Source organism: Streptomyces cavernicola (genome assembly GCF_029968035.1).
In the GTDB taxonomy this organism is placed as follows: Bacteria; Actinomycetota; Actinomycetes; order Streptomycetales; family Streptomycetaceae; genus Streptomyces; species Streptomyces cavernicola.
On record NZ_JASCIQ010000038.1, the window covers coordinates 48098 to 68098 of the forward strand.

21 protein-coding genes are annotated in these 20001 nt (G+C 72.3%); 11 read left to right on the forward strand and 10 right to left on the reverse strand.

The window, feature by feature from the left end:
* Positions 1-185 precede the first annotated feature (185 nt).
* The 3 genes from QIS96_RS29380 to QIS96_RS29390 form a co-directional block, all read right to left on the reverse strand.
* Positions 186-821 carry a flavin reductase family protein gene (locus QIS96_RS29380; protein WP_282545862.1) on the reverse strand — a complete coding sequence of 212 codons (636 nt, stop codon included), beginning with the start codon at positions 819-821 and terminating at the stop codon, positions 186-188.
* Between the two features lie 83 nt (positions 822-904).
* Entirely contained in the window at positions 905-1702 is a 798-nt protein-coding gene (locus tag QIS96_RS29385; RefSeq protein ID WP_282545820.1) for an enoyl-CoA hydratase/isomerase family protein, read from the reverse strand.
* 312 nt (positions 1703-2014) lie between these two features.
* Positions 2015-4264 carry an acetate--CoA ligase family protein gene (locus QIS96_RS29390; RefSeq protein ID WP_282545821.1) on the reverse strand — a complete coding sequence of 750 codons (2250 nt, stop codon included), beginning with the start codon at positions 4262-4264 and terminating at the stop codon, positions 2015-2017.
* 424 nt (positions 4265-4688) lie between these two features.
* Between QIS96_RS29390 and QIS96_RS29395 the strand changes: the two genes are divergently transcribed.
* From QIS96_RS29395 to QIS96_RS29405, 3 genes are read left to right on the forward strand one after another with little or no spacing between them, the layout of a single operon-like run.
* On the forward strand, positions 4689-5141 hold the full coding sequence (locus QIS96_RS29395; protein WP_282545822.1) for a DoxX family membrane protein: 453 nt from the start codon (positions 4689-4691) through the stop codon (positions 5139-5141).
* Complete coding sequence (locus QIS96_RS29400; RefSeq protein ID WP_282545823.1) at positions 5138-5590, forward strand: Zn-ribbon domain-containing OB-fold protein; 453 nt, start codon at positions 5138-5140, stop codon at positions 5588-5590. Before QIS96_RS29395 ends, QIS96_RS29400 begins: the two co-directional genes overlap by 4 nt.
* Positions 5591-5598: 8 nt before the next feature.
* On the forward strand, positions 5599-6159 hold the full coding sequence (locus QIS96_RS29405) for a GNAT family N-acetyltransferase (RefSeq protein WP_282545824.1): 561 nt from the start codon (positions 5599-5601) through the stop codon (positions 6157-6159).
* Positions 6160-6202: 43 nt separating this feature from the next.
* On the opposite strand, the gene QIS96_RS29410 is transcribed toward QIS96_RS29405, so the two are convergent.
* From QIS96_RS29410 to QIS96_RS29420, 3 genes are all read right to left on the reverse strand, one after another.
* Positions 6203-6883 carry a pyridoxine/pyridoxamine 5'-phosphate oxidase gene (locus tag QIS96_RS29410; protein ID WP_282545825.1) on the reverse strand — a complete coding sequence of 227 codons (681 nt, stop codon included), beginning with the start codon at positions 6881-6883 and terminating at the stop codon, positions 6203-6205.
* A 112-nt stretch (positions 6884-6995) separates the two neighbouring features.
* The gene (locus tag QIS96_RS29415; protein WP_282545826.1) at positions 6996-7196 is read right to left on the reverse strand and encodes a DUF397 domain-containing protein; all 201 of its coding nucleotides are present in this window, start codon (positions 7194-7196) and stop codon (positions 6996-6998) included.
* Positions 7193-8014, reverse strand: coding sequence for a helix-turn-helix domain-containing protein (locus QIS96_RS29420; protein ID WP_282545827.1), 822 nt, complete (start codon positions 8012-8014; stop codon positions 7193-7195). The genes QIS96_RS29415 and QIS96_RS29420 overlap by 4 nt, the downstream gene beginning before the upstream one ends.
* A 337-nt stretch (positions 8015-8351) precedes the next feature.
* On the opposite strand from QIS96_RS29420, the gene QIS96_RS29430 reads away from it, so the two are divergent.
* Together QIS96_RS29430 and QIS96_RS29435 are read left to right on the forward strand one after the other, a co-directional pair.
* Complete coding sequence (locus QIS96_RS29430) at positions 8352-8558, forward strand: hypothetical protein (protein WP_282545829.1); 207 nt, start codon at positions 8352-8354, stop codon at positions 8556-8558.
* 202 nt (positions 8559-8760) lie between these two features.
* A complete protein-coding gene (locus tag QIS96_RS29435; protein ID WP_282545830.1) occupies positions 8761-9264 on the forward strand; it encodes a DUF6624 domain-containing protein in 504 nt (167 codons plus the stop codon).
* Positions 9265-9358: 94 nt separating this feature from the next.
* Here QIS96_RS29435 and QIS96_RS29440 read toward each other — a convergent pair whose 3' ends face one another.
* Positions 9359-9901 carry a GNAT family N-acetyltransferase gene (locus tag QIS96_RS29440; protein ID WP_282545831.1) on the reverse strand — a complete coding sequence of 181 codons (543 nt, stop codon included), beginning with the start codon at positions 9899-9901 and terminating at the stop codon, positions 9359-9361.
* Between the two features lie 68 nt (positions 9902-9969).
* On the reverse strand, positions 9970-11142 hold the full coding sequence (locus QIS96_RS29445; protein WP_282545832.1) for a thiolase C-terminal domain-containing protein: 1173 nt from the start codon (positions 11140-11142) through the stop codon (positions 9970-9972).
* 138 nt (positions 11143-11280) lie between these two features.
* Between QIS96_RS29445 and QIS96_RS29450 the strand changes: the two genes are divergently transcribed.
* Together QIS96_RS29450 and QIS96_RS29455 are read left to right on the forward strand one after the other, a co-directional pair.
* Positions 11281-12486, forward strand: a complete 1206-nt coding sequence (locus tag QIS96_RS29450) for an acyl-CoA dehydrogenase family protein (protein WP_282545833.1) — start codon at positions 11281-11283, stop codon at positions 12484-12486.
* On the forward strand, positions 12486-12965 hold the full coding sequence (locus tag QIS96_RS29455) for a nitroreductase family deazaflavin-dependent oxidoreductase (RefSeq protein WP_282545834.1): 480 nt from the start codon (positions 12486-12488) through the stop codon (positions 12963-12965). Before QIS96_RS29450 ends, QIS96_RS29455 begins: the two co-directional genes overlap by 1 nt.
* Before the next feature lie 559 nt (positions 12966-13524).
* Here the strand turns inward: QIS96_RS29455 and QIS96_RS29460 are convergent.
* The gene (locus QIS96_RS29460) at positions 13525-14172 is read right to left on the reverse strand and encodes a TetR family transcriptional regulator (RefSeq protein WP_282545835.1); all 648 of its coding nucleotides are present in this window, start codon (positions 14170-14172) and stop codon (positions 13525-13527) included.
* 173 nt (positions 14173-14345) lie between these two features.
* Between QIS96_RS29460 and QIS96_RS29465 the strand changes: the two genes are divergently transcribed.
* Entirely contained in the window at positions 14346-15128 is a 783-nt protein-coding gene (locus QIS96_RS29465; RefSeq protein ID WP_282545863.1) for a VOC family protein, read from the forward strand.
* A 286-nt stretch (positions 15129-15414) separates the two neighbouring features.
* On the forward strand, positions 15415-17877 hold the full coding sequence (locus QIS96_RS29470) for an outer membrane protein assembly factor BamB family protein (protein ID WP_282545836.1): 2463 nt from the start codon (positions 15415-15417) through the stop codon (positions 17875-17877).
* On the opposite strand, the gene QIS96_RS29475 is transcribed toward QIS96_RS29470, so the two are convergent.
* The gene (locus tag QIS96_RS29475) at positions 17852-18568 is read right to left on the reverse strand and encodes a hypothetical protein (RefSeq protein ID WP_282545837.1); all 717 of its coding nucleotides are present in this window, start codon (positions 18566-18568) and stop codon (positions 17852-17854) included. The genes QIS96_RS29470 and QIS96_RS29475 overlap by 26 nt on opposite strands.
* 301 nt (positions 18569-18869) lie before the next feature.
* Here QIS96_RS29475 and QIS96_RS29480 point away from each other — a divergent pair, with 301 nt between their 5' ends.
* Positions 18870-19421, forward strand: a complete 552-nt coding sequence (locus QIS96_RS29480; protein WP_282545838.1) for a hypothetical protein — start codon at positions 18870-18872, stop codon at positions 19419-19421.
* 14 nt (positions 19422-19435) lie between these two features.
* A complete protein-coding gene (locus tag QIS96_RS29485; RefSeq protein WP_282545839.1) occupies positions 19436-19972 on the forward strand; it encodes a hypothetical protein in 537 nt (178 codons plus the stop codon).
* Positions 19973-20001: the final 29 nt, after the last annotated feature.

The following is a 20001-nucleotide window of genomic DNA, read 5'->3' on the forward strand; positions in this document are numbered from 1 at the left end:
GTGACGGGCTGCGCCCTCGATGCTGCCGCTGCCGATCGGCCGGCCGCAAGCCAGGGCCTGGTCGTAGTGGAGGAAGTCGCGGTCACGGCCGAGGGTCTGAAGCAGGCGTACCTCGTTGGCGATGTGCAGGGCGGACAGCAGCCATCCACCTCGCCGTACTCCACATCGCAGGCGTCCTCATCTGGTCAGCGAGGTGATCCAGGAGAAGCGCCCTGGTCGGGCTGGTCGGCGAGTCGCCCGAACCGGCCCTGGTGGAACAGCAGGGGCCGGCCGCCCTCCGTCGCGTCCAGCGCGTCCACGCGGCCGACGACGATCAGGTGGTCGCCGCCCGTGTGGACCGCGTGGATCGTGCAGTCCAGCCACGCCGGTACGCCGGTCAGGCGGGGCGCACCGGAGACCGGGGCGGGTGCGTGCTCGACGCCGGCGAACTTGTCGGCGCCGCTCACCGCGAAGCCGCGGCACAACTCGCCCTGGTCAGCGCCCAGAACGTTCACGCAGAACGCGCCCGCGCGGGCGATCCGCGGCCAGGTCGTCGACGTACGCGCGACCATGAAGGCGATCAGCGGCGGGTCGAGGGAGAGCGAGGCGAACGACTGGCAGGCGAAGCCGGCCGGGCCGGTCTCGTCGTCCGCGGCGCGGGCCGTGATCACCGTGACGCCGGAGGCGAAGTGGCCGAGCACGCGCCGGAACTCGCCCGGATCGAGCGGCAGCCGCTCGTCGTCGCCGACGGCGCGCAGATCGGGTCGCGGATGCGAGGGTGCGGGCTCGGCGACCGTGGCGGCGCCGACGGACCTGAGGTATCGGACGGCGGTCTCGGCCATCCCTGCGTGTCCCATCACGTTCCTCATTGAAACTGACGCCTCGTCAGAAGTGAAGATGTGTGCGGCCGGTACTGGTGTGTGGGTCAGCGGCCCCGGTACTGCGGTGTGCGGCGCTCCACGAAGCTCGCCACGCCCTCGTTCGCGTCCGCCGTCGTCATGTTGATCTCCTGCGCCGCCGCCTCCGCCGCGAAGGCCGTACTCCGGTCCCCGTCCAGGGACGCGTTGACCAGCTGCTTGGTCAGGGCGAGGGCGCGCGTCGGCCCCTGCGCGAGCCGCTCGGCCCAAGCCTGCGCCGTCTTCTCCAGCTCGTCCGCCGCCACGACCCGGTTGACGAGCCCGAGCCGCTCGGCCTCCGTCGCGCTCAGGGCGTCGCCGAAGAACATCAGCTCCTTGGCGCGCTGCGGGCCGATCAGCCGGGGCAGCAGGTAGGCGCCGCCGCCGTCCGGCACGAGCCCGCGGCGTACGAACACCTCGATGAACTTGGCCTGCTCGGCGGCGATGACGAGGTCGCAGGCGAAGGCGAGGTGCGCGCCGATGCCGGCCGCGGTGCCGTTCACGGCGGCGATCACCGGCTTCTCGCAGTCCAGGATCGCGGCGATGAAGCGTTGGGCGCCGTTGCGGATGGTGCGGGCGACGTCGCCCGGCACGCGCTCGGCGGGCGCGGGCCCGCCTCGCAGGTCAGCTCCCGCACAGAAGCCCTTGCCGGTGGCGGTGATGAGGACGGCGCGGATGTCGGGGTCGGCGGAGGCGTCGGCGAGGAGGGCGATGAGTTCTTCTCGTTGGTCCCAGGTGAGGGCGTTCATTGCTTCGGGGCGGTTGAGGGTGAGGTGGGTGATGTGGTCGGTGGTGGTGTGGAGGATGTCGTTGGTGTCGCTGGGCATGGGGGCTCCTGTGGGTGCTCGGGTGCGGGTCGTGTGCGCCTGCGGCGGCCTCTGTTCCCCACCCCGCCCCTTCCCGGCTGTGTCCGATATGCGGCTGCCGCCGCGTGGCTGCCGTCGGCTCCTGGGGGCCAGCCCCCAGACCCCCTCCCCCAAGCTCTCGGCTGCGCTCGAGCAGGGGGGGACCCCCATCTCAAACGCCGCAGGGGCTGTTTTTTAGGGGGGCGGGGAACTGCGCGACCAGCCACGATGGCGTGGCAGTCGAACGACGGCCGGGGAACGGGGCGCAGCCCCGGAGCGGGGTCCAGGGAAAGTTCAGCGGCAGACGGCCAGGGCGTCCAGGGCGACCGCGCCCTGGCCTCGGGGGAGGACCATCAGTGGGTTGATGTCCAACTCGGAGAGATCGTCGCCGAGTTCGAGCGCCATCCGCTGCACCCGAAGCACCACCTCGACGAGGGCGTCGACGTCCACCGGGGGCCCACCCCGTACGCCCTCCAGCAGCGCCCGCCCCCGTAGCTCGGAGAGCATCGCCCGCGCCTGGTCCTCGCCGAACGGCGGCACGCGGACCGCCGCATCGTTCAGGACCTCCACGAGCACCCCGCCGAGCCCCACCGTCACCGTCGGCCCGAAGAGCTCGTCCTGGGTGACCCCGACGACCATCTCGACGCCCCGCTCCACCATCTGGCAGACGAGGACCCCGTCCAGGTCGATGCCCTCGTACCGGGCGATGTCGGTCAGCTCGCGGTACGCGTCCCGGACCTGGCTCGCCGAGGTCAACCCGACCTTGACCAGGCCGAGTTCGGTCTTGTGGGCGATGCGCGCGCCGGACGCCTTCATCACCACCGGGTAGCCGACCTGGCCCGCCGCCCGCACCGCCGCAGCGGCGCTCGTCACGAGCTGCTCGCGCGGCACCCGTATCCCGTACGCCCGCAGCAGCTGCTTCGCCGCGTGCTCGCTCAGCTGCTGGCCCGGCCGCATCAGCGACTGCGCCTTGCGGTACGAGGGGGACGGCGTGCGCGGCGCGTCCGTGAAGGGGGAGCGGTAGTCGGCGGTGAAGCGGTGGTGGTCCAGGTAGGCGCGTACGGCCGTGATGCAGTTCGCGAACGTACGGAAGGTGGCGACGCGGGACGAGCCGAGCAGGGTCTCGCGGTACGCGGCCTCCGTGCCGACCGGGGAGCCCCAGACCACGCACACCAGCTTGTCGGTGCGCTCGGCCGCGTCCACCAGGTCCTGGGCGAGCTTGTCGCTCATGGGCGGGAAGGGGCCGGTGATGGGGCAGATCAGGACGCCGACGTCCGGGTCGTCCAGGATCGCGTCGATGATCTTCGGGCCGCGCCAGTCGCCGACCGGGTGGCCGCCGTTGTCGACGGGGTTGGCGACGTTCAGGTACTCCGGTATCCACTGGTGCAGCTCGTCCTGCTTGGCCTGCGAGAGCGTCGGCAGGCGCAGGCCCGCCTCCGTGGCCAGGTCGGAGAAGTGCGCGCCGGTGCCGCCGGAGATGGAGTAGACGACCACCCCGTCCGCCTGCGGTTTGCGCGCCCGCGCCAACAGGGTTGCGGTGTCCTGGAGTTCGTCGAGCCCGTCGACGCGGATCACGCCGAACTGCCGCATCGCCGCGTCCACCACCGTGTCCGCGCCGGTGAGCTTGCCGGTGTGCGAGGCGGCCATCCGCGCGCCCGTCTCCGTACGCCCCACCTTGACCGCCACCACCGGCACCCCGCGCTTCGCCGCGTGATCGGCGGCGAGCAGGAAGGAACGGCCGTCCTTCAGGCCCTCCACGTAGCAGGCGATGGCGCCCACGTCCTGCTGGTCCGCGAAGTACGAGAGGAAGTCCGAGGTCTCCAGATCGGCCTCGTTGCCGGTGGGCGCCCAGTGCGAGAGGCGTACGCCGAGCTCCTGCAGGGTGTAGACCGGCCGGCCCTGGTGCCCGGACTGGGTGATCAGAGCGATCGCCGGGCCTTCCAGGTCGTCGCGGAACTTCTCGAAGGCGTTGAGGTTGGTGTTGGGGCCGAGCAGGCGGATCCCGGAGCGTTCGACGGCGGCGGCGAGGCGGGCCTGCGCCTGCGCGCCCTCCTCGCCGGTCTCGGCGAATCCGGAGGCGAAGGCGACCGCGAACTTCACCTTGGCCTCGGCGAGTTGCTCCACCACGGGGAGCGGGTCGCCGACGAGCAGCACGGCCAGGTCGACCTCTTCCGGCAGGTCGGCGACGGACGGTGCGCAGGGCCGGCCGAAGACGGTCTCGCGGGTCGGGTGCACGGGGTGGATGCGGGCCCCGACCCGCTCGGCCCAGGCGATCAGCTGTCGCGTGATGCCGGTGTTGGGCCGCCCCTCGGCGTCGGACGCGCCGACGACGGCCACGGACTCGGGCCGGAAGAAGCGGTCCAGGTCGGGGACGTCGGCGTGCAGGGGGCGGCCGCTGACGTCGAGGTCGAGGGGGGTTCCCTCGGCCCCGCCGCCCGGCCCGTGTGCGGTGCCGTGCACGGCGGGCGCGGGGCGCTCGCCGCAGGCCACGACTCGGGCGGGGCGGGGGTTGGTGGTGAGGGTGCCGTGAGTCGATCCAAGCATCGCTGAGGCCCGCCTCCTGGGTGCTGCGGTGTCGGTTCGTGAGCTGACGCTCTGTCAGATTACTTAACTGACGGCGTGTCAGGAAGGTTTGTGCGGGGTGGAAATGGGGGCGGGCTTTCTTTTCTTTCCCCTCCCCGCCCCTTCCCGAATACTCCGGGGCTCCGCCCCGGCCCCGGCCGTCGTTCGGCTGCCGCGCCGCCGTGGCCGCTAGCGCAGTTCCCCGCGCCCCTGAAAAGCCGGCCCCTGCCGGGCTGATCCCGCCTCACCCCGCAAAAGCCAGCCCCTCCGGCGCTTGGGGAGCGGGGTCCGGGGCGGAGCCCCGTGCGGTGACCGGCCCGGCCCGCCCCTTGCGCACCACTGCCGCCGACCGTAGAACTGAACCACCGAACTGACGTACCGTCAGAAACGGATGAGGGGACGGGACATGCAGACGATCTGGATCAGCGGCGCCGAATGGCTCGCCGTGCTCCGCATCGGGCTCGGCCTGTGGTGGCTGGAGAGCTGGCGGCACAAGGACAAGAAGGGCTGGTTCGAGCGCGGTACGGGCATCGCCTGGGCCGCCGACGTCGCGGGCAAGCACAAGTGGGGGGCCGTGAAGAGCGGCTTCGAGGCGGTCGTCGCGCCCCGCCCCAAGGTCATGGCGTACGTCGTCGTGTACGCCGAACTCGCCCTCGGGCTCGGCCTGATCCTCGGCGTCCTCACGCCGATCGCCCTCGTCGGCGGGCTGCTGCTCAACCTGCTCTACCTCGTCCTGATGATCCACGACTGGGCCGAGCAGGGGCAGAACGCGATGATGGCGCTGATCTCCTTCGTCGCCCTCCTCGGCATGTCCTGGCAGACCTGGTCACTCGACTCCGCGATGGGAATCTTCCTGTGACGCCGACCTCCGCGCCTTCCGGCGCGCCCGCCGCCAAGCCGTCCGCCCCCCGCTTCGACCTCCCCGAGCCCGACGCGTTCACGCAGGCCTACTGGGACGCGGCCGCCGAGCGGAAGCTGCTGCTCCGGCACTGCGGGGCGTGCGGACGCAGCCACCACTACCCGCGCGAGTTCTGCCCGCACTGCTGGAACGACACCGACGTGCGCTGGGTCGAGGCCGAGGGCGCCGCCACGCTCTACACCTGGTCCGTCGTGCACCGCAACGACCTGCCGCTCTTCGGCTCCCGCACCCCCTACGTGGCCGCCGTGGTCGACCTCGCCGAGGGCCCCCGCATGATGACCGAGGTCGTGGACTGCCCCGAGGAGCGGCTGCGGGTCGGCATGGACCTTGAGGTGACCTTCCGTACCGAGGGAGAAACGGTGGTGCCCGTGTTCCGGCCGCGCGGTTGAATGGCCGGGTGACGAACCGCCTGGACCGCACCGAACTCCGTGGCGCGGGGCTGCGCCTGCGCCCCTGGGACCCGAGCTCCGCCGACGATGTGGCGGCCTATCTGAAGGGGGTCGCCGACCCCGAGTTCCGGCGCTGGAACAACCCGGCGCGGCACATCGACGACCTCGGCACGGCCCGCCTCGCGCTGCGTGAGCGGGCCCGGCAGTGGGAGGCGGGCACGGAGGGCGGGTTCTGCGTCACGGACGCGGCGGACGGCACGGTCCTCGGCCACGTCAGCCTGAAGTCCCCGTACTGGCCGAACCGTTCGGCCGCCGTCGGCTACTGGGTGCTGCCCGAGGCTCGCGGCCGCGGCGTCGCGTCCCGCGGGCTCGCCCTCGTCACCGACTGGGCCTTCGTCCTCGGCCTGCACCGCCTCGCCCTCGACCACGCGCTCGGCAACACCGCCTCCTGCCGTGTCGCCGAGCGCTGCGGATTCGCCTACGAGGGCACGCTCCGCGACGCCCACCGCAACGCGGACGGCACGTTCCAGGACGCCCATCTGCACGGGCGGCTCGCCTCGGACAGGTAGGGCGAGGCCCCGTGGCGGAGGGGCTTCCCGGCCGGCACGCCTCTCAAGGCCAGAGCAGTCCCGTCACCCAGCGGTCGCCCTGCCGCTCGTACCGCAGTCGTACGTGCCGGCGGCGGGCGTCGCCCTGGAAGAACTCGACCTCGTCGGCGGCCAGTTCGTAGAGCGTCCAGGTGGGCGCTTCGGCGTCCGGCTCGCGTCCGGCCCGTTCCCAGGCGGCCGTCGACGCGGCCGCCAACTCGGCCAGGGAGTCCAGGGGTTCGCTCTGCCGGCCGACGAGGGCCGCGGCGAGTGCGCCGATGGAGCGGGCGTGCAGGTCGGCACTGGCCTCGGCGGGCGGGGCCGCCGTCACCGTGCCGCGGACGCGGACCTGGCGGCCGAGCGCCGCCCAGTAGAAGTGCAGGGCCGCCCGCGGCCGGGCGGCGAGCTGGCGGCCCTTGCGGCTGCCGGAGTGCGAGGCGAAGTGCCAGGCCCCGTCGGCCGCGCCGTGCAGCATCAGCGTGCGGACGTCGGGCAGCCCGTCCGCGTCGACCGTGGCGAGCTGCATGGTGTGCGGCTCGGGCTGCCCGGCGGCGCAGGCGTCGGCGAACCACGCGTGGAACAGCCCCGTGGGCTCGGCGGGCGCGGACTCCGGGTCGAAGCCCGGCAGGTCGACGTCCCAGACGCGCTGGGACCTGAGCAGGGTGTCGAAGGCCTGGCGGCCGGCTTCGGTGCTCGCTTCGTTCATACGGTGATTCTCGCCGTACCCACAGCTCGCCGCCCGGCTCGTACCGGTACCGGATCGGCAGGGTGTGGGCGCCGCCCACACCTCCGCCGAAGGCGGGTTCTCCCCGAGCCCCTCAGAACTGCGCGGTTTTGACGCCGGTCACGAAGGCGGTGAAGGCGTCGGTGGTGAGGGTGAGGGTGGGGCCGGTCGGGGCCTTGCTGTCACGGACGGGGACCACGCCGTGTGCGGGGGCGAGGTTGGTGGCGACCTCCACGCAGTTGCCGCCGTTTTCGCTGTACGAGGACTTGAACCAGCGGGGGGATTCGGTCGTCACGGGGTGCCCTTTCTCAACTGGTTGATCATGGCCACGGACTCCGCTTGAGAGAGCGCTACGGCCTGAAGTTGATGGTAGGCCGTCAGCATGGGCACTACGGAAGTAAGTTCGCGATCGAAGTGGCCCTGCGTCTGAGATTCCGCATAGCACATGACGGACCGGTCGGCCAGGGTCAGCAGGTTGACCGGCAGTGTGAACGGACGACGCTCACCTATGTTGAACGGGGCGATCTGAAGCATGGTGTTCGGTCTGTCCGCGAATTCGACCAGCCGCTCAAGCTGTGCGTCCATGACCTCGTCGCCGCCGACCCACCTGCGGATGCAGCTCTCGTCCATCACCACCATCACCATCGGTGGGCGAGCCCGCTCCAGTGCGGCTTGACGCTCTGCGAGGAACGCGATCCGCTCGGCGGCTTGCTCGGGTGAGATGGAACCCCGTTGCGCGACGCAGTTCGTCAGGACACCCGTGTACTCCGGCGTCTGCAAAAGGCCAGGGACGACCCCAATGTCGTACAGCCGGAGCTCGACCGCTCTTCCTTCGTAGCCGACGTACTCAGGAAAGCCCTCAAGAAGTGTCCCGTTCCTGAGTTCGCTCCACGCGCGTTCGAAGGATTCCGGGGTGCCCGTGTAGCCGAAGACGGAGTCGATGCTGCGCGAAAACCGCAGAGTTGGCGGCTTCAGACCAGTTTCGACGGCGGATATGTGTCTGCCCGAGTAGCCGATCTGCGCTGCGAGTTCGTCCTGCTTCCAGCCGCGCGCCTCGCGTGACTTGCGCAGGCGGGCTCCGCAGGCCGCGGCCGGGTTCGCGTCGGGGATCAACTTTTTGATGTTCCAATGTGCTTTCCAGTAAGGAACGTTGAAGACACGCCTGACCCTAGGCCAGTCTGAAGCCCTCGGTAGCGGAATCACTACAGAGAGGCAGAACTATGTGTGCGGACCACATGAGTACCCCGGAAATCGGTGTGCTTTTATGGGATATCCGGCGGGATCGACTCGGTGAATTCCGGGGTGTCTGCAGTGGGCGCTGGTATCTGCGGCCTCCGCGGGGCGGGCGGGAGTGGGATGTCGATCCCGGGGATGTGCAGCCGGCCGAGCCGGGGGAGCGGTTGCGGGCCGAGAACGCTCGGGCCAATTCCCGGAGTCGGGGTGAAGTGCTGTGAGTGCGCCCGGACTTGCGGATGCCGAAGCCGCGCGGGACGAACTGGCCGCGGCGCTCTCGAAGGTGGGCATCACCTTGCCCTCATTGGGGCTCGATCCCCTGTCGTACGGCGGCGAACTCGCCGTGCCCCTCGTCGAGTTGGGGCGCTGCAACGCCTCCACCGCACGCGCTCTCGCGGCCGCGCTCCGGCAGGAGCGGAACTGAGCCATCGGCTCCCCATGGCGACCGAATCGGGTCAGGGTCGCACCCCGTTCGAACCGAACCACGATCTCTGGGGGCGTAAGTCCATTGTCCAGGCTCCGAGAGCCGCCTGTCACCGTTCTTCGGAATGATCTTTATGCCCGACTTGCGGCTCTAGGGTTGCCGTCGACGGGCACAACACAACGACGCAAGCAGGGAGTTGGGCATGGCCCACGACGTTGCCGCGCTGGCGGCGGAACTCATCGACATGGCCGCGGCCGACCACCGGGCCTCCGTCCTGGCGAACAGTGACGACCCGGCCGAGCAGTTGGAGTGGCGGCGGCTGACCGTGCGGCACGGCGACCGGCTGGCCGAGGTCATGGCCGAGTACGGCTGGCCGACGGCGGAGTCGGTCGGCGAGGAGGCCGCGCGCGGGGCGTGGCTGATCGCCCAGCACGCCGACCGGCAGCTCGACGTGCAGCGGTGGGCTCTGCGGCTGATGGAGCAGGCCGTCTCGGCGGGCGCGGCGGGACCGCGCGAGCTGGCCTTTCTGCGGGACCGGACGCTGGTCAACGAGGGCCGCAAGCAGGTCTACGGCACGCAGATCGCCGGCGTGCGGGAGGGGGCGCCGGTTCCGTGGCCCTGCGAGGAGCCGGAGCGTATGGACGAACTCCGCGCGGCATCCGGCATCGAGCCGTTCGCCGAGTACGTCGCCCAGTTCGCGATCTGACCCCACCCCCCCCAGCCCAGAAGCACCCCGATTTTTTGATGTCACACTGAGACACAAAAAAATCCGACCCACCCGACCCCGGCCTCGGCCGCCCTCAGCCCCGGCGGGCAGGGACCTCGAAGACGAGTTCCAGGCCGTCCTCCTCGTCCCACTGCTCTCCGACCTCGACGAAGCCGAAGCCCGCGATCGTGGCCAGGGAGGCCGCGTTGTCGGGGGCGATCGCCGCCCGCACGGTCGTGACCTCGGGTTCGGCTGCCGCGCGGCGCAGCAGCTCGGCCAGCGTGGCGCGGGCGTACCCCCGGCGGCGGAAGTCGGGGGCGACGGAGTAGCCGACCTCGACCATGCCCGCCGCGTCGGGCGGCCCATGGAACCCGGCGTGCCCGACGACCAGGCCTTCGTCGCCGACGACCGCCTGCCGCACCATCCACCGCGCACCGCCGGGGTCGGCGGCCATCTGGTCGAGCCGGAACCGCCACAGCCAGCGGGCCGGGTCGGTCATGAAGTACTCGGTCAGGGGGACCCCGGCGATCCGGGCGGCTCCGGCCAGGTCCCCGTCGAGCAGGGCCGACATCGCGCCGCCGGACAGCTCGGCCAGGCGGACACGCTTCCGGGGCCGAGGGGTGGTTTCGTCTGCCATCCGCGGATGCTCGGCGATCGCCCCGACGGGTGTCCAGCGAATTCCGAGCGCCCCGGCGGACAGACCTCCTACCGCCCCAGCACCACCGTCCCAGAGGAGCAGAACCAACCCCCCGTGCCCGAAGCCACCGCAAGCGCCGGAAGGCTGCCGTCCGGCTTGCGGACCTGGCCCTCACCCGCCTCGCCGCGCAGCTGCCGTACCGCCTCCACCAGGAGGAACAAGCCGCGCATGCCCGGGTGTTGGGCCGAGAGCCCGCCGCCGTCGGTGTTCACCGGCAGCTCCCCGTCCCGCAGCAGCCGCCCCTTCTCCACGAACGCGCCGCCCTCGCCCTTGGCGCAGAAGCCGAGGTCCTCCAAGGTCACGAGGGTCATGTACGTGAAGGCGTCGTAGATCTCCGCGACGTCGATCTCGTCGGGCCGTACGCCCGCCCGCTCGAAGGCGAGCCGCCCGCTCACCGCCGCCGGGGAGACCGTGAAGTCGTCCCACTCGGACATCGTGGTGTGCGAGACGTGCTCGCCCGAACCAAGGACCCAGACAGGGGACTTGGCGCAGTCCTGAACCAGGTCCTCGGCGACCAGGAGGACCGCCGCGCCCCCGTCGCTCCGTATGCAGCAGTGCAGCTTCGTGAACGGGTCCGCGATCATCGGCCCCGCCAGGACGTCGTCCACGGTGATCGGCTCGCGGAACATCGCGTCGGGATTGTGCGCCGCGTTGGCCCGCGCCTGCACGGCGACCTCTGCCAACTGCTCGATGGTCGTGCCGTATTCGTGCATGTGGCGGCGCGCGGCCATCGCGTACTTGGAGATCAGCGTGTGCCCGTACGGGACCTCGAACTGGAGCGGGCCGCGCGCGCCGAAGGACAGATTGGAGGTGCGGCGCTTCGCCTTGATGTCGGCGCGGGCGGTGGAGCCGTAGACGAGCAGCACGGCGCGCGCGTGCCCGGCGGCGATGGCCTCGGCGGCGTGCGCGGCCATGACTTCCCAGGTGGAGCCGCCGACGGAGGTGGAGTCGACCCAGGTCGGCTTCAGGCCCAGATACTCGGCGACCTCGACGGGCGCGAGCGTGCCGAGCCCGGCCGAGGCGAAGCCGTCGATGACGCCGCGGTCGAGCCCCGAGTTGGCGAGGGCGCGGCGGGCCGCCTGGGCGTGCAGGGCGTAAGGGGTGGCGTCGTCGACCTTGCCGCAGTCCGAGAGCGCGATGCCGGCGACGGCGACCTTGCGTGGAGTGGAGGCTGAGGACATAGATCTGACGGTACATCAGATATGGCTCGGGGTAGCAGGGCTCCGACCTCTGTGCATCTGGCAGTCGCCGCCCTAACATGACGGCCCGTCAGATCGGAGGTCGGTACCGTACCCGCCTCCGAGGGGAGGAGCCTGCCGATGGACGCCGCCTTCACCGCGGAGCAGGACGAGATCCGGCGCGCCCTGCGCGAACTCGTCGCCAAGCGCTGCGGCCCGGACGAGGCCGCGGCCGCGGCCCGCACACCCCAGGGGTACGACACCGCGCTCTGGCAGACCCTCGCCGAGCAGCTCGCCCTGCCCGGCCTCGCCGTCCCCGAGGAATTCGGCGGGGCCGGGGGCACGACCACCGAACTCGCCCTGGCCGGTGAGGAGATGGGGCGCGCCCTCGCGCCGAGCCCCCTGCTCGCCAGTGCCGTGCTCGCCGCCCCGCTCATCGCCCGCCTCGGCACCGAGGAGCAGCGCCGCACCCACCTGCCCGACCTCGCCGCGGGCCGCACCACCGCCGCCCTCGCCCTGCCCGGCGCCTCCCTGGCCACCGCGCTCGGCCTCGCCGGGGACGGCACCGGCGACTGGGCGGGCGGCGGCCGCGCCGGCGGCGTCCAGGCCGGCTCCGGCAGCGAGGGCTGGCGGCTCTACGGGCAGGCCGAGCAGGTCCTCGACGGGCACAGCGCCGACCTGCTCGTCGTCGCCGCCCACACCGGCGGCTTCGCCCGCTCCCGCACCCTGCTGTTCCTCGTACGCGCCGACGCCCCCGGAGTCGTCGCCGTACGGCGGACCGTGCTTGACGAGACCCGACCGCAGGCCCGCGTCGAACTGCGGGATGCGCAGGCCGAGTTGCTGGGCGTCGACGACGCGCCGGCGGTGGCCGATGCCCTCGCCGCGACCGGCGACGCCGCGGCCGCCGTCCTCGCGGCGGAGGCCGCGGGCGCGGCCGAGGCGGCACTCGCCAGAACGGTCGAGCAGACGCGCGAGCGCGAGCGGTCCGGGCGCGCGGGCTCCTTCCGGGCGGCCAGGAACCGGCTCGCGGACGTGTACGTGACCGTCCAGGCGGCCCGCTCCGCGGCGTACTACGCGGCGCTGGGTGAGGGCGCGGCCGCCGACGGGGCCCGGCGGGGCGGTGCGCTCGCCCTCGCCCAGGCGCTGGAGGCGCTGCGTGCCGCGTCGACCGAGGCCGTCCAGCTGTCCGGCGGTGACGGCGGCGGCGACGGCTCGACCTGGGAGGACGCCGCGCACCGCTACTTCAAGCGGGCCGCGGGCGACGAGCTGCTCTTCGGGCCCGTGCACCGGCTCCGCGAGCAGGCGGCGGAACGGGCGGGGCTCTTCGGCGCGGAGGTGGCGGTCTGATGTCCGTCGGAACCCGGCTCGTGCAGAAGGTCTCGTCGACCCGCGCCTTCGCGAAGGTCGCGCCCCGCTTCATCCCCGCCATGGACCGTGCGGTGCACCGGCTCACTCGCGGGAAGGTGCTGCTCAGCTCGCAGATGCTGCCCGGCGTCGTGCTCACCGCGCGCGGCGCGAAGAGCGGCCTCGAACGCCGTACGCCACTGGCGTGCATGCCGGAGAAGTCCGCCGGTACGTGGCTGCTCATCGGCTCCAACTTCGGCCGCCCCGGCCACCCCGCCTGGACGGCGAACCTCCTGGCGCACCCGGAGGTGTCGATCAGCTGGAAGGGCGAGGAAATCCCGGTCAGGGCCCGGCTGTTGGCGGGCGACGAGCGGGCGCGGGCGTGGGCGGAGGCGTTGCGGTTCTGGCCCCCGTACGCGACGTACCAGGCGCGGGTGGACCGAGAGATCCGCCTCTTCCGCCTGGAGCGCCGCCCCACCTGATTTTTTTCCCCACCCCACCCCTTCCCGAAAGCCCTCAGCGGACAGCTCGGGGGCTGCGCCCCCGGGCCCCCGCTCCCCGGGGGCGGCAGCCCCGGCCCCTGCCCGGGGCTGCCGCCCCCGGACCCCGCTTCGGGGCTGCGCCCCGTTCCCCGGTTGTTGTTCGGGTGCGGCCCCGTCGTGGCTGGTCGCGCAGTTCCCCGCGCCCCTGCCCGGGGCTGCGCCCCTGGACCCCGCTCGGGGGCCGGCCCCCGGAACCCCCGCTCCTCAAACGCCGGAGGGGCTGAATTTGCCCCGCCCCTCGGATGCGGGATGGGGCCAAGTCGAGTGCCCCGTCAGGGGCGCGGGGAACTGCGCGATCAGCCACGATGGCGTGGAAGCCGAACGCCGGACCGGGCTCGGGGTGAAGCCCCGGTTTTTTAGGGGCGCGGGGAACTGCGCGGCCAGCCACGACGGCGCGGGAGTCGAACGACAGCCGGGAGAACGCCGAAGGCGACGGGCCGTTGGAGGACGGCCCGTCGCCTTCTTGACAGGATGGGTGGGCAGGGGGAAACCCCTGCGGCTACTTCGTGGGCTTCTTGCCGGTGATGCCCAGATGCACCAACAGCGCCAGATTCGGCTTGAGTTCGGCCTGCTTGACGCCCCAGCTCTGAAAGCCCTTCTGGTGCGAGGCGACCGCCGCGAGCATCGCGACGAGCGAGCCGGCCATCGCCGCGGGGCTGACGTCCTTGTCGACCTTGCCCTTGGACTGCAGGTCCTTGACCGTGTCCGTAAGGGAGTTGGTGACGGAGTTCAGGATCTTCATCCTGATCTTGTAGAAGCGCTTGTCGCCCTCGGCCGCGCCGAGATCCACCACGCGCAGGATCGCGTCGTTCTTGCGCCAGAAGTCCAGGAAGCCGTCGACCAGCTCCTGCGCCGCCAGCCAGCCGGACTTGCCGACCCAGGACCGCTCGGCGAGCACATCCGTCAACCCCGCGCCCTCGGCGGCCATTTGCTCGGCGATCTCCAGGACGGCGCCCTCGACGTCCGGGAAGTACTGGTAGAAGGTCGCGGGCGAAGTCCCGGCCTTACGGGCGACATCGATGACCTTGACGTCCCGGTACGGCGAAGAACTGAGCATCTCGCTGAGGCAGTCGAGCAACTTCTGCCGCGTCGCCTGACCGCGTCGTCCGGCAACACGGCCGTCGACGGTGCGTACTTGTCCTGTCATGCCGTCAGCTTACCGAGGGGTGATCGGAGCGCGATTCGGCCGACTGCAAATGGGGCGGATGGTCGGGAAGGCCCCGCCGCAGCCCCTCTGTGTGGGCTCGCCCGTATCTGGACACAGTCTTACGTTGAGGGGGAAAGCTCCCGAGAAAGGGCGGGCTCATGGCAGACACCCCGGTGGCCGGTTTCGCGGAGGGCGTCCCCTGCTGGGTCGACGCGCAGCTGCCCGACGTCGAGGCCGGCAAGCGGTTCTACGGCGCGCTCTTCGACTGGACCTTCGAGGACAGCACGAGCCCGGAGCAGGGACGGTACGCGCAGGCGTACAGCGAGGGCCGTGCGGTGGCGGCTCTCGCGCCCAAGCGGGACGGCCGCATGCCGACGGTGTGGAACGTGTACTTCGCGACCCCGGACGCGTACGCCCTCGCCCGCCGGATCAGGGCCGAGGGCGGGCAGGTCGTCACGGAGCCGACGCCGGTCGGGCCGTTCGGCACCGTCGCGCTGGCCGCCGACCCGGAGGGCGCCGTCTTCGGCCTCTGGCAGGGCGGCACGCGCCCCGGCTTCGAGAAGCGCGGCGAGCCGGACTCCTTCTGCTGGACCGAGGTGTATTCGAGGGACAAGGCGCTCGTCGACCCTTTTTACGAGGCGGTCTTCGGGTACGGCGGCGCGGATCTGGCCGACGCTGGCGACCAGTTCCGCACCTGGTCGCCGGTCGGCTCCCCGCCGGGCCCGGACACCGCGATCGGCGGCCGCTCCCTGGTCACCGGACAGTTCCCGGCCGAGATGCCCGCCCATTTCCTGGTCTATTTCAACGTCACGGACTGTGACGCCGTCGCCGCCGCGGCCAGACGCCTCGGCGGCCGGCTGCGCGCCGAGCCGTTCGACATCCCGTACGGGCGGATGGCCGTCGTCGTGGACGATCAGGGCGCTGTCTTCGCCGTACTGCAGGACCCCGAGGCGTAGGAAGCAGGCGCGGGAAACGGTCCTCGAACGGCCCGGTTACTGTCACGTACCGGCAGCGAAGGTGAAGGGAAATGACCGGATATCTCCTTGAATGAGCGAGGCATCCCGATTCGCCCTCTGGTTCGCAACCATCGCCCAGTACCGGAAGAATCGGGGTGCGTGCCGCCGCCGCGGCTCCTTGGTGAGACGCTGACCGGAAGCGGTTTGCACGCTCGGTCGGTTCGTACGCGGCTCATGCGACGCACAAGCGATACGTCGCGGTCTCGTACGGGGAGGTGGCAGGCAAGTGGTGGAGCAGCTGACGCAGCACGATCCGAGGCGGATCGGGCCGTTCGAGGTGCTTGGCCGGCTCGGTGCCGGCGGCATGGGGCTCGTCTATCTCGCGCGCTCGGCCTCCGGCCGCAGGGTCGCGATCAAGACGGTCAGGACGGAGCTCGCCGAGGACCAGCTGTTCCGCGTCCGCTTCACGCGCGAGGTGGAGGCGGCCCGCGCGGTGTCCGGCTTCTACACGGCGGCCGTGGTGGACGCCGACCCGCGCGCGGCGGTGCCCTGGCTCGCCACCGCGTACGTCCCGGCGCCCTCGCTCGAGGAGATAGTGAACGAGTGCGGGCCGCTGCCGGCCCAGGCGGTGCGCTGGCTGGCGGCGGGCGTCGCCGAGGCGCTGCAGTCCATCCACGGCGCGGGCCTGGTCCACCGCGACCTGAAGCCGTCCAACGTCCTCGTCGTCGAGGACGGGCCGCGCGTGATCGACTTCGGCATCGCGTCTGGCGTCTCCAACACCCGCCTGACCATGACGAACGTGGCCGTGGGCACGCCCGCGTACATGTCGCCGGAGCAGGCCAAGGACTCCCGCAGCGTGACCGGCGCGAGCGACATCTTCTCGCTCGGCTCCACGCTCGCCTTCGCCGCGACCGGGCACGCGCCGTTCCACGGCGCCAACCCCGTCGAGACGGTGTTCATGCTGCTGCGCGAGGGGCCCGACCTGGAGGGGCTGCCCGAGGAGCTGCGGCCGCTGATCGAGACCTGCATGAACATGGAGGCCGCGCTGCGGCCCTCGCCCGCCGACCTGCAGGCCCAGCTCGCCCCGCACCTGTTCTCCTCCGGCTCCGACGACTCCGGCACGGCCTCGGCCTGGCTGCCCGAGCGCGCCGTCGCCCTGATCGAGAGCCGCAGGGGCGGCCGCCCGCCGGTCAAGCCCGCCGGGTCCGGCTCCGGGCGCAGCGCGGGCCGCGGCGCCGCGCCGGTCCCGCCCGCGCCCGCTCCCGTACCGCCGCCGCCCTCGCGTGCGCCCGCGGTCGCGGCGCCTGCCGAGATGAGCCCGCCGGGACCGGCCTTCTCGCAGGAGGACGACTGGGAGCTGCAGGCCCCGGGCACCGTGCGGACGCCCGGCCGCCCCGACTCCGGCCCCGTGCGGCTGCCCGGCGCGGCCGTGCCGATCGGCCCCGGGCCCCGGGTCGCCGACGCCCGCGCCGCCGCCCCGCTGCCCTCGCCCGCCGACGGGCTCGCCGGGTCCTGGGTGCGCGGCCCCGGCGCCGCCGCGACCGACCAGGCCGACCCGGCCCGCACCGGCCACGCGGGCGGCACGCACCGCGCGCCCGAGGTGCCGCAGCAGCACCAGCCGGATGCGCCCTGGCGGCCCTGGCGGTTCCGGATGTCCAACGACGTGTGGGGCACCCCGCACGTGGCGGGCGACCGGGTCTACGTCACCTCGTTCGAGGTGCACGCCCTCGATGTGTCCAGCGGGCGGCGGCAGTTCAAGACCCGGGACGTGGCCTGGTCGATGGCCGTCGCCGACGGCCGCATCCACGCCTCCGACGGCCCGACCCTGTACGCGCTCGACGCGACCGACGGCACCGACCTGTGGCGCAGCCGGTCCGACGCCTGGGTGTACGCGCTGCGCGCCGACCGCGGCACCGTCGTCACCGCGACCCGCGGCGGCGGCGTGCAGGCCGTGGAGGCCGCCAACGGCGAGAAGCTGTGGGAGATCACCGGAGTCCAGACCGACTTCGAGACCCCGGAGGCCGGGCCGGTCATCCACGACGGCACGGTCTTCGTGTGGCAGGACGCCCGGCTGCGCGCCCTGGAGGCCCGCACCGGCGTCGAGCGCTGGTCGTACCCGGTCGGCGACGCCGCGTCCTGCGGCGGGGTGCCGGTGCGGATCACGCCCGCCGAGGACGGCTTCGTGTATGTCGCCGCCGGGACAAGGGTGTTGGCGATCGACATCGACGGCGGGCACGTGCCCTGGCGCTTCGAGGCCCCGGCGGTGTTCCTCTCCCCGCCGGCCTTCGCGCCCGGCCCCGCGGTGACCGGCGGCGGCGTGTACCTCGCCGACTACCTCGGCACGGTGTACGCGGTGGACGCCTCCGACGGCCGTGACCGCTGGCGCATCGCGACCGAGGCCCGCTCCTCCGTCGAGCCGGTCCTGGTCACCGGCGGCCACGTCCACGTGGGCAGCGGCAACGGGCTCTACACCCTGGACGCGGTCACGGGCACGCCCAAGTGGCGCTTCCAGGCGGGCGGCGAGGTCGTCGGCTCCCCGGTCGCCGCCGACGGGCGGATCCACTTCGGCTCCGCCGACCACTGCCTCTACACCCTGGACGCGGTGGGCGGTCAGCTCCGCTGGAAGCTCGCCACCGGTGGCGAGATCACCGGCTCGCCGGTCGCCGACGCGGGCGTCGTCTACGCCTGCAGCAAGGACCGCTGCGTGTACGCCCTGGACGCGGTCAAGGGGACGGGTTCCTCCCGCTAGGCCCGGCCGACCCGCCAGGCCCGGCCGACCCGCCAGGCCCGCCCGGCGGTGTGGGCGGCGGACTCTCCGGCCGGGGGTACGGAGCGGTCTCGCCGTACGGGTCGGGGGCTCGCGGGTCCGGGCCTCCGGGGCCGTAGGGGTCGGTGTCCTGCGCGCGGGTGTCCTGAGGGCGGGTGTCGTACGGGTCGGGCTCGTGCGGGCCCGATTCTGGGTACGGGCCGTGCCGGGGCGCGGGTTCCGCGCGCCTGCCGCCCCGGCCGCGCCTGCCGCGTCGGCCTGCCATCAGGAGCGCGGCGAGCAGCAGCGCCACCCCGCCCACCAGGGCGTTCCCCGCGCCCGCGCCGAGGCCGCCGTTGCTCCCGTCGACCGCCAGGGAGCCCTCGGCCTGGCCGACGCGGACCATCCACAGCACGGTGAAGCCGAGCACGATCACACCGGCCGCGGCCACCAGGAGCCGCGAGCGGAGGACGACGCCGACGAGGGTGACCAGGGCCGCGAACGCGAACGGCAGGAACAGCGAGCCGAACAGCTCGGCCCTGGCCTCCGTGACCCCCGTACCGGTGAAGAGTTCCCCGATGCGGTAGTCGCGCCCGTGACGGCCGTCGTACCAGATACGGAAGGGGCTCCAGACGGCGGCCGTCGCTCCGGCGAGAGCGAGGATCGCACCGAGCACGTTACGCAGCGTGCGCATCTTCGGGTGACCTCCCAGCCACACAAGGGGGCTCTCGGTCCCGACGCTACGCCCGGTAGGCGCGCGTCGCCATGCGGCGACGAAGCCCGCGCGGACCGCCCCGCAACAGCCGCGCACGGCACGGCGAGCGGCGTTCAACAGCCTTGTAACGGACGGGCTTCCAGGGCGCCGTGAGCCCCCGAACGGCCGTATAAAGACTGTGTAAGTGCCACTGCTAAGGTGACGTGCGCCCGTCAGGAACGGGCGGTTCTGAGCGCGCCTTCGGTGCGCCGCGTACACACACACTTCGGGGGAACGGCAAGTGAAGCTTCGTCATGCCCGTGCCGTCGCCGTCTGTGCCGTCGCGCTGGTCGCGCTGACCGGCGCGCGCGGCTCGCACGGCGGCGGCTGCGACAACTCCTCGGGCGGCAGCGGCAGTTCGAGCAGTGGCGGGTCCAGCACGAGCGGCGGCCACGACGATGTCGGCAAGGACGACAGCTCCGGCGGCGTGAGCGGTTCGGGCGGATCGAGCGGATCCAGCGGTTCCGTCAGCAGCGGCGGCGTCTCCGGCGGTGGCCGGGACAAGGCCATCAAGGACCTGAAGATCGAGTCCTGCAAATACACCGAGGCGCTCGGCGTCACGGCCCGGGTCCGGGTCACCAACAACTCGGACCAGACGTACGACTACACGTACAAGGTCACCTTCACCGGCCCCAGCGGCGAGCTGCTGCGTACCGCGAACCCGTCGATCCCGTTCGTCACCGGCGGCAGCACCGACACCCTGGACACGTCGGCTGCGTACGTTGCCGAGGCCGGCGACGACCTCACCCAGATCACCTGCAAGCTGCACGACGCCACCCGCACCGCGGGCTGAGGGGGAGAACAACAATGAAGATGCGTCACGTACGTGCCGTGGCGGTGGCCGCCGTGGTCGTGGTCGCCCTGACCGGAGCCCGGCGCGGCGGCAGCGGCGGCGGCTGCGACGACCACAGCTCGTCCTCGTCCAGCTCCAGCTCGTCCGGCGGCTACAGCTCGGGCGGCACCGACCACGACGACGATGACGACTACCAGTCGTCCACCGGCGACTACGGCAGCACCCCGACCGCCGGCCCCACCACCCCGGCCGAGTCGGACATCCGCATCACCGACTGCGTGATCGAGGCGCTGAGCACCACCCACGGCAGGATCACCTGGAAGTTCACCATCACCAACGGTGACGCCAGTGGCTCGGCGGACTACACCGGCAACCTCAACTTCACCGCCAGCAACGGCGAAGACGTCCCCTCCGCCTTCTTCACCCAGGACGACGTGGCCGTCGGCACGCCCTTCGAGGGCACCGAGGACGTCGGCTTCTACGCGGACGACGTGTCCGCGCTGGAGGGCCGCTGCGAGGCCAGCTCCGTCACCAAGTGGCCGTCCAGCTGAGGAAGTTGAGCAGGCCGTCGGGTTCCCGG

Bases quoted from the DNA above. Each gene is read 5' to 3' on its own strand.
- QIS96_RS29460 (WP_282545835.1), bottom strand. From the start codon at position 14,172: ATGACAGGACAAGTACGCACCGTCGACGGCCGTGTTGCCGGACGACGC.
- QIS96_RS29410 (WP_282545825.1), bottom strand. From the start codon at position 6,883: ATGAACGAAGCGAGCACCGAAGCCGGCCGCCAGGCCTTCGACACCCTG.
- QIS96_RS29435 (WP_282545830.1), top strand. From the start codon at position 8,761: ATGGCCCACGACGTTGCCGCGCTGGCGGCGGAACTCATCGACATGGCC.
- QIS96_RS29440 (WP_282545831.1), bottom strand. From the start codon at position 9,901: ATGGCAGACGAAACCACCCCTCGGCCCCGGAAGCGTGTCCGCCTGGCC.
- QIS96_RS29450 (WP_282545833.1), top strand. From the start codon at position 11,281: ATGGACGCCGCCTTCACCGCGGAGCAGGACGAGATCCGGCGCGCCCTG.
- QIS96_RS29445 (WP_282545832.1), bottom strand. From the start codon at position 11,142: ATGTCCTCAGCCTCCACTCCACGCAAGGTCGCCGTCGCCGGCATCGCG.
- QIS96_RS29380 (WP_282545862.1), bottom strand. From the start codon at position 821: ATGGCCGAGACCGCCGTCCGATACCTCAGGTCCGTCGGCGCCGCCACG.
- QIS96_RS29390 (WP_282545821.1), bottom strand. From the start codon at position 4,264: ATGCTTGGATCGACTCACGGCACCCTCACCACCAACCCCCGCCCCGCC.
- QIS96_RS29395 (WP_282545822.1), top strand. From the start codon at position 4,689: ATGCAGACGATCTGGATCAGCGGCGCCGAATGGCTCGCCGTGCTCCGC.
- QIS96_RS29455 (WP_282545834.1), top strand. From the start codon at position 12,486: ATGTCCGTCGGAACCCGGCTCGTGCAGAAGGTCTCGTCGACCCGCGCC.
- QIS96_RS29385 (WP_282545820.1), bottom strand. From the start codon at position 1,702: ATGCCCAGCGACACCAACGACATCCTCCACACCACCACCGACCACATC.
- QIS96_RS29475 (WP_282545837.1), bottom strand. From the start codon at position 18,568: ATGCGCACGCTGCGTAACGTGCTCGGTGCGATCCTCGCTCTCGCCGGA.
- QIS96_RS29485 (WP_282545839.1), top strand. From the start codon at position 19,436: ATGAAGATGCGTCACGTACGTGCCGTGGCGGTGGCCGCCGTGGTCGTG.